This is a genomic window from Steroidobacter sp. (genome assembly GCF_016790065.1).
Classification (GTDB): Bacteria; Pseudomonadota; Gammaproteobacteria; order Steroidobacterales; family Steroidobacteraceae; genus Steroidobacter.
This window is the reverse complement of sequence record NZ_JAEUPY010000438.1, coordinates 1-7840: the sequence shown is the minus strand read 5'-3', so window position 1 is coordinate 7840 and position 7840 is coordinate 1. Positions and strand designations below refer to the sequence as shown.

Annotated in this window: 9 protein-coding genes; all 9 read right to left on the bottom strand. The window is 61.2% G+C overall.

Going from position 1 to position 7840, the window contains the following annotated elements:
* A partial coding sequence (locus JNL55_RS18335; protein ID WP_293856801.1) for a P1 family peptidase occupies positions 1 to 1204 on the bottom strand: 1204 nt, incomplete at its 3' end.
* A 184-nt stretch (positions 1205 to 1388) separates the two neighbouring features.
* Complete coding sequence (locus JNL55_RS18330) at positions 1389 to 2768, bottom strand: FAD-containing oxidoreductase (RefSeq protein WP_293856798.1); 1380 nt, start codon at positions 2766 to 2768, stop codon at positions 1389 to 1391.
* A complete protein-coding gene (locus tag JNL55_RS18325) occupies positions 2765 to 3226 on the bottom strand; it encodes a DUF4126 family protein (RefSeq protein ID WP_293856795.1) in 462 nt (153 codons plus the stop codon). The genes JNL55_RS18330 and JNL55_RS18325 overlap by 4 nt, the downstream gene beginning before the upstream one ends.
* A gap of 353 nt (positions 3227 to 3579) precedes the next feature.
* On the bottom strand, positions 3580 to 4248 hold the full coding sequence (locus JNL55_RS18320; RefSeq protein WP_293856792.1) for a class II aldolase/adducin family protein: 669 nt from the start codon (positions 4246 to 4248) through the stop codon (positions 3580 to 3582).
* Positions 4245 to 4445 carry a tautomerase family protein gene (locus JNL55_RS18315; RefSeq protein WP_161813395.1) on the bottom strand — a complete coding sequence of 67 codons (201 nt, stop codon included), beginning with the start codon at positions 4443 to 4445 and terminating at the stop codon, positions 4245 to 4247. The genes JNL55_RS18320 and JNL55_RS18315 overlap by 4 nt, the downstream gene beginning before the upstream one ends.
* 18 nt (positions 4446 to 4463) lie before the next feature.
* A complete protein-coding gene (locus JNL55_RS18310) occupies positions 4464 to 5234 on the bottom strand; it encodes a 2-keto-4-pentenoate hydratase (protein WP_293856784.1) in 771 nt (256 codons plus the stop codon).
* Positions 5231 to 6259: a 4-hydroxy-2-oxovalerate aldolase gene (gene dmpG / locus JNL55_RS18305; RefSeq protein WP_293856781.1), complete on the bottom strand. Its 1029-nt coding sequence runs from the start codon at positions 6257 to 6259 to the stop codon at positions 5231 to 5233. Before dmpG ends, JNL55_RS18310 begins: the two co-directional genes overlap by 4 nt.
* Positions 6259 to 7197, bottom strand: coding sequence for an acetaldehyde dehydrogenase (acetylating) (locus tag JNL55_RS18300; RefSeq protein WP_293856778.1), 939 nt, complete (start codon positions 7195 to 7197; stop codon positions 6259 to 6261). The genes dmpG and JNL55_RS18300 overlap by 1 nt, the downstream gene beginning before the upstream one ends.
* 4 nt (positions 7198 to 7201) lie before the next feature.
* Positions 7202 to 7840, bottom strand: a 639-nt coding sequence (locus JNL55_RS18295) for a 2-keto-4-pentenoate hydratase (protein WP_293856775.1), incomplete at its 5' end; no start/stop codon positions are given.

Sequence of the window (7840 nt, the reverse complement as noted above, 5' to 3'; positions counted from 1 at the left end):
GCGCACCCGTGGCTTGCGCAACGAGCTTGCCGCCTTCGGTGGTGACTTTTACGCTGACCAGATCGCTGAACTTGTAGTCGCCGGCGTACTTCTCCAGATCCGCCGCGGCCCCCTTGAAGCGCTTGTTGGGTTGAAACGGCTTGGGCTGTTCCGGCACCGACGACAAGATCGCATCCCACATCACCTCAGACGCGATCACACCTAGATCCACCGAAGTCAGCGCACCCGGGGTCTTGTCATCCACTTCGCCGGTAGAGATGGCGTAGAGCACGTCACCGTCGTATTCAGTTGCGAACGGCTGCAGGCCGCGCGCCATCGAGGTGTGAACCTGCACGGCGATCCGTTGTAGCAACGCCGGCTCCAAGGTTTGATTCACGACGATCAAGCTGATGGTGGTGTTACGTGCCGCTTCTTTGGGCGGTTGCCAACCCGGCTTGCGACTGTCGGGCATGCCGGCGAGCAGATCGGTGGGCCGCAACGGTTTCGGCCAGTTCTCACCCGGATTACACGCGACCACTTTGCCGTCGCGATCCGTCACCACGCCGAATGCATTCACCACCGTGAACGCCGCGATCTTCACCGGGCCCACTTGCTTGAACGCACCGCCCTGGCCCGAGTGCACGTTACAACCGAAGAACTGACCGGTGCGAGCATTGCGACCCGCACCCTGCGCACCGAGCGGAAACACCCCCGGCCGTACGGCACGCAACGCGCTCTGCGCCAGACGCTTGTCGGGATAGATTTCATTCAAGCGACGGTCGCCGAAGTCATAAATGATGGCGCCCACCGACAAAGAAATATTGTCCCAATGGCCGCCGCGCTCACCGTCGTCTTTCAACGCCGTCGCCGCTGCAGTAGTCGATTCGAGGCCATACCAAGAACCGCCGGAGAACACCACGGTGTCCACTTCGGGCAACGAATAACCGAGTCGCAAGTAATCGGTGTTGACGGTGCCCGGCCCACCGCCACGAACGTCGACCGCACCGAGCACACGACGCGCAAATCGGAACACAGTGACGCCGGTCGGGCCTTCGGCATATTCGCCGGTGCCGATCTTCAGCATCGGCCAGTCGAATTCCAGATTCTTGTCCCCGGCATTGAGCAGCGGCTGCAACGAATCCTGCGAGGCCGCCTGGCCCGACCCAGCGTTGAGGGTAAGCGCGGCCAACAACAGGGCCGCCACGGAATGGCGCAACGTTCGCATGAGGATGCAGCTCCGGGCATTTGACACTGTCGGCCATTGAAGCACAGGCCCCCAGTCGTCAGGGGATGCCATAGGCGACGCCGTTGGTGCGCGCCGGACACCCCCTGCCCGAACTTATGACCCGTTGGCGTCGCTCAGCCGCCTGCCGTGCAATTTCGACAGGTTTGCGTTGGCCTGGTGGCGGCTATTTTGCCGGCTGCATGTCACCGAGCACGGTGGGAATCAGCTCGGACACGGTCGGGTGGATGGGCACTGCCGTTTGCAGCTTCATGTAGGCCACATCGGCATTCATGATATCGATGACGCCGTGGATTGCCTCGTCCCCACCGACGCCCAGAATCGACGCACCGAGGATGCGTTTGGACTGCGCGTCCGCGATCACTTTCATGAACCCTTGGGTTTCGCCCTTCTCGATGGCTCGGCCCACTTTGGTCATGGGGCGCGTGCCGATGAGCAGTTTCCTGCCGCTGGCGCGAGCTTGTGTTTCCGTCATGCCAACGCGACCCAGCGGTGGATCGATATACAACGCGTACGCCGGGATTCGCTGACTGACGCGACGATCCTCACCGTCGAGCAAATTCGCCGCGACGATCTCGAAATCGTTGTAGGCCGTGTGAGTGAACGCGCCTCGGCCATTGCAATCACCGAGCGCGTACACACCCGCCACATTGGTTTGGAGATGATCGTCGACTTTGATGTAGCCACGCTCATCGACCTCAATTCCCGCACGATCGAGGGCGAGATCTTGTGTGTTCGGCACGCGCCCCACCGCCAATAGCACGTGACTGCCAATCACTGTCGGCTCGCCCTGCTTGCAGCTCACATGAACCTCGACGCCTTCCGCATGCGGCGACAAGCTGATGCACTCAGCGTGAGCCCGTAATGCGATGCCTTCGTTCTTTAGGATCTCCGCTATCGCGGTCGACACGTCCTCGTCTTCGCGACTGATCAGCCGCTGACCTTGCTCGACGATCGTCACTTGCGCCCCAAAGCGCCGGAACATCTGCGCGAACTCGAGGCCGATGTAACTGCCACCCACCACGACCAGGTGCTCCGGCACGAAGTCGATTTGCAGAATCGTCGTGTTGGTCAGGAACGGCACGATGTTCACGCCCGGCATATTCGGGACATTCGCTCGGCCGCCGACGTTGATGAATATTTGTTTGGCGGTTAACAGCTGCTCGCCGACTCTCACTGTGTTCGCCGATTCGAAGCGGGCATGCCCGTCGAACACTGTGCAACCGGCCATGTTACGCAGCCAGCTTTCCGTGTTGTTACGAGCGTTCAACGTCACCGTCGCCGCGCGTGCCTGCACTCTCTTCATGTCTACGCCGACAGTGCCGCTCGTAACAACACCGTACTCGGATGACCTTCTCGCAAGATGCGCAGCATATGCGCTCGCGACCATCGTCTTGGTCGGCATGCAGCCGGTGTTTACACATGTGCCGCCGAAGAACTTCCGCTCTATCAACGCCACCTTCATCCCCGCCTGCGTCAGGCGACCCGCCATCGACGGCCCCGCCTGGCCCGCCCCGATGACGATGGCGTCGAAGTTTTGGGTCATGGCAATGCCAGTACGATCAGGACTGCGGCTGCAATCGCCACTGCATCCTCAATGAACGCTGCCGGTGGGTCTTTGCCAAATGCCGCCGCCAGCTTTCCTCTCACCGCTGCGCCTCCTAGCGTGCCGATGATCGCGCCGACGACGCCGGTGATGGCACCGATCCATAAGTTACCCGCTGCGGTACCGATGGCTCCGCCGGTGACTGCACCCATCAGAATGCGAGTGCCGAATTGGACTGGGACTTTACGACTTGGGGTTGTCGGCAGCTGATCGGTGATCAGCTCGCCTATTGCCAAGACAAGGAGGATCCAGGGCGTCCACTTGTAGCCCAGGAAGGCCAGGAAGGTGCCGTTTAGATCCAGCTTTCCATAGTGAGCGGCGAATGCTATCGCCGCCGGGGCTGTCATCGCCCGCAACCCAGCCACGATTCCGATCGACAGCGCGAGCAGGTGGAGCATGGCCGGCCCTTGTTTTTGGTTGGAGCTCCGATCCTAGTCCGGATAGGAGGTTTTGCAAGGAAGAAAACGGAGCCGGGAGGTCTAGCGGCCGCTACGCCGCCCCGGAGCAGAGATGGATAGCGCCTTCCGCTCCGAGGGGACTGCAAAGTAGCGGTGACAATGAAACGCCAGCGACGAAGGCTGTGCCGGGTAGGTCCTCCCGGCAGCTTCGAAAAGCACGGACCTTTCGTAGCAGCGCTACAGGGATGTACAAGCAAAGCGGCACGCGTCTGCGTGGCGCGGCGGGTGCGCGGTGCCGGGAGGACCTACCCGGTACAGCCTTCGTCCCCGGCAAGTAGCACTCCGAGAAGCCTCTATTTCTTGTCTGCGGTCAGGAAGTCCCACATCCGCTCTAGGATTCGACCAGACCAAGTAGCGCGAAGCTTCGCGTCGGACTCGGTAAGCAGGCCTTCGTCAGCCAGGCCGGCGGAGAGAGCGTCGAGTTCAACGCGAGCGGCATCTTCCAAATACCAAGCAAGCACCACCGCCGCCTCGAGCGACTCGCCAACAATCACCGCACCATTCCCGCGCATCAGAATGGCACGCGACTGCCCGATCGCCACAGCGAACCGCCGTGCTTGTTCGTCATCGCGCAAAAGCTGAGGGTCATCCCACAACACAGGCGACGGATAGAAATAACTCCCAAACCCATGCCGGGGCCGGGGCACGCGGCGCAGAGCGCCGAGGCTCATCACCTTGGGAGGCATACAACGAACGATGCCATTGACCTCCGGCCGCAGCCGATAGATCTCACGATGAGCCCGCACTTCCCCAAGCACGCCCTCGGGCAACGGCCCATCGAGCGACACTTCATGACAAGCATCGCTCTCCGTCACCAACCCGAGCGGCTTCGAAGGCGAAACACGAAACGTGGTCGCCGACGTGCGCACGGAGCAGTGACCGTAGGCATGTAACAAACCATGGCGGGACAACGCCCACCCGGCAGTGCGAATCAAACCATCGAGGTCAGCGACCGAACTCATGACCCAGGCGGCTTCACGACCGGCATGGCCTTGCCGGCAACGAACCACTCGCCATCCGCATACTCCTGTAACAGCACGCGAATGGTCTCAGGCTTGGCCTGCAAAGTCTGACTGACCACCTCAGTGATCTTGGCCGCCAGCTCCGCTTTGAGCTCGGGCGAGCGACCCGCCAGGATGTTGACTTGAATGATGGGCATGGTCTTTAACCGAATAAATTATTCGAGGACGCTAAACGACGTCCGTCCGAGCCGCTCGACTTCCAACTGCACGAACATACCCACCTGCAACTCGAACGCCGCGGTGGCACCGCCGGCCATCACGATGTGGCCCGCTTCCAAAACTTCACCGCTCTCAGCCACCAAGCGCGCCGCCGACACCAGCGACCGCAACGGATCGCCCAGAATCGCCGCCGTCGAACCGAAGGACTGCGCCCGGCCGTTCACGGTCACCATCATGCCCAGATTATCCAAAGCCTGATGCGGTGAATTCCACGGCCCGATGGTGAGCGCCGACGACGAGCTGTTATCCGCCACCACATCGGTCAGCGAGAACTTGAAGTTCTGATAACGCGAATCGATGATCTCCAGCGCCGGCGCCACCGCCTCAACCGCATTCAGCGCCTGCAACGGCGTCACGATACCGGACAGCGGCTTCTTCAACAGAAACGCCACTTCCGGCTCACAGCGCGGATGCACGAAACGTTTTTTGCTGATCGACCCGCCGTCCTCGGCGAGCATGGCATGCGTCAAGCGACCCCAGATCAGATCGGACACGCCCATCTGTTCCATCTTGGCGCGACTGGTGAAGCCCATCTTCATGCCGACGCGACGTTCGCCGCGCGCCAGCCGCTTATCGATGCTGAGCTTCTGAATCTCGTAAGCCTGCGCCAACGTCAGCGTTTCAGTCGCGGAAATCTGCGCCACCGCCGTGGCATGCCGAGCTGCGTCATCGAGCAGCGTGGCTAAACGGGTGATATCGGCGCTCATGCCGCGGCCTCTTTGGATTGCAAGCGCGCCTTCAGATCCAGCGCCACGTCGACGATCATATCTTCCTGCCCGCCGACCATGCGTCGACGACCCAGCTCCATCAGAATCTCACGCACATCGACGCCATAGTCGCGCGAAGCTTTCTCGGCATGCCGCAAGAAGCTGGAATAAACACCGGCATAGCCGAGCGACAGCGTCTCACGATCCACCCGCACCGGACGATCCTGCAGCGGACGCACCAACTCTTCAGCGGCGTCCATCAGCTTGAACAAATCGCAGCCGTGCTCGAAACCCATGCGATCGGCAGCAGCGATGAACACTTCCAACGGCGCATTACCCGCACCCGCGCCCATGCCGGCGAGCGACGCATCGACTCGCGTCACGCCGTTCTCGACAGCAACAATCGAGTTCGCCACGCCCAACGACAAGTTGTGATGCGCATGAATGCCGATCTGCGTACTCGGCTGCAACGCGTGACGCAAAGCTCGCACGCGCTGCTCGGTGGCACGCATCGTGAGCGCGCCACCCGAATCCACCACGTAAACGCAATGAGCGCCGTAGCTTTCCATCAGCTTGGCCTGCGTGGCCAACTGCTCCGGCGAACTCATGTGGGACATCATCAAGAAGCCGCACACATCCAAACCCATGTTCCGGGCTTCTTCGATGTGCTGACGGGAAATATCCGCCTCGGTGCAATGAGTCGCGACACGCACCGATCGCACGCCCACCTTCGCGGCCGCATGCAGATCCTCGATGGTGCCGATGCCCGGCAATAGCAGCGTGGTCAGCTTGGCATGCGTGACATTCGCCGCCACCGCCTCGATCCATTCCAGGTCGGTGTGACGACCAAAGCCGTAGTTGAAGCTCGACCCGGCCAGGCCGTCGCCGTGCGCGACTTCGATGGCCGCAACCTTGGCGGCATCCAACGCACGAGCAATGGCGATGACGTGATCGATCCCGTACTGATGCCGAATGGCATGCATGCCATCGCGCAACGTGACGTCTTGAATATAAAGCTGCGTCATCACGCGGCCCTCTGCAGCTGAGTCTCGACGATACGGTCAGCGGTTGTCAGCGCCGCCGACGTCATGATGTCGAGATTGCCCGCATACGCCGGCAAGTAGTGCGCGGCGCCTTCGACTTCCAAGTACACCGCCACCTTCAAGCCAGTCAGCGGCGCGTCGCCCTTGCGTAGGCGAACACCATCTTTCTCCGTGAGCCGCTCGAACTGCACGGCTTGCTTGAGCCGATAGCCTGGCACGTAACGATTCACGGCCGCGACCATCGCCGTCACCGATGCAGTAATCGCTCGGTCGTCTTCAGTTTGAGCCAAGCAATAAACCGTATCGCGCATGATCAATGGTGGCTCAGCCGGATTCAGCACGATGATGGCCTTACCCAGTCCCGCGCCGCCGACGCCTTCGATGGCACGCGACGTCGTCACAGTGAACTCATCGATGTTGGCGCGCGTGCCCGGGCCAGCGGACTTCGACGCAATCGACGCAACGATCTCCGCATACGGCACAGTCGCAACTTTACGAACGGCAGCCACGATGGGAATCGTCGCCTGCCCGCCGCAGGTCACCATGTTCACGTTGTGAGCTTGCAGGTGCTCATCCAAATTCACACTCGGCACCACATAGGGCCCGATGGCCGCTGGCGTGAGATCGATGGCGCGCTTGCCGTCCTGCTTCAGAATGGCTGCGTGATGTTCGTGCGCCTTGGCGGACGTCGCATCGAGCACGATATCGATGTCTTGATAAACGGATTCGCTGCGCAGGCCTTCGAGACCTTTGTCGGTAGCAAACACACCGAGGCGCCGCGCACGAGCCAAGCCTTCGGAGCTCGGATCGACGCCCACCAACGCTGCCATTTCCAGATGACGCGAGGTGCGCATCACTTTGATCATCAAGTCGGTGCCGATATTTCCCGAACCGATGATGGCGACTTTTGCCTTGCTCATAGGATCACTCCTGGGTGAACGCAGCGGCGACGCGACCCAAACCGCTGATGCGAGCTTCGTACACCTCGCCCGCCTTCACCGGCACCATGGGGCCGAGCGCACCTGACAGAATCGTCGTGCCAGCACGCAATGGCTGACCGAGTCGCGCCATCGTGCCCGCCAGCCACACAACCGCGTTTAGCGGATTGCCCAAACACGCTGCGCCACAACCCGTCGACACGGGCTCGCCGCGATTTTCCAATCTCACACCGCAGAGTTTCAAATCGATGGCATCGATCTTTCGCGGCGTGCCGCCCAACACATACAAGCCCGACGAGGCGTTGTCCGCGATGGTGTCGAACAACGAAATCTTCCAATCGCGCACGCGGCTGTCGACGATCTCGATGGCCGGTAACGCATAAGCAATGGCAGTGGTCACTTGCGCAAGCGTCGGACGCTCCGAGTCCAAGTCTTTTTCCAGCACGAAGGCAATCTCAGCCTCGACTTTGGGCTGGATCAACCGCGAAATGGGAATGGGCGCGTCGTCGCCGAATTCCATGTCGTCGAACAACATGCCGAAGTCGGGCTGATCGACGCCGAGCTGTTTTTGCACGGCCTGTGACGTGAGACCGATTTTCGCTCCGACGATGCGACGGCCGGCCGC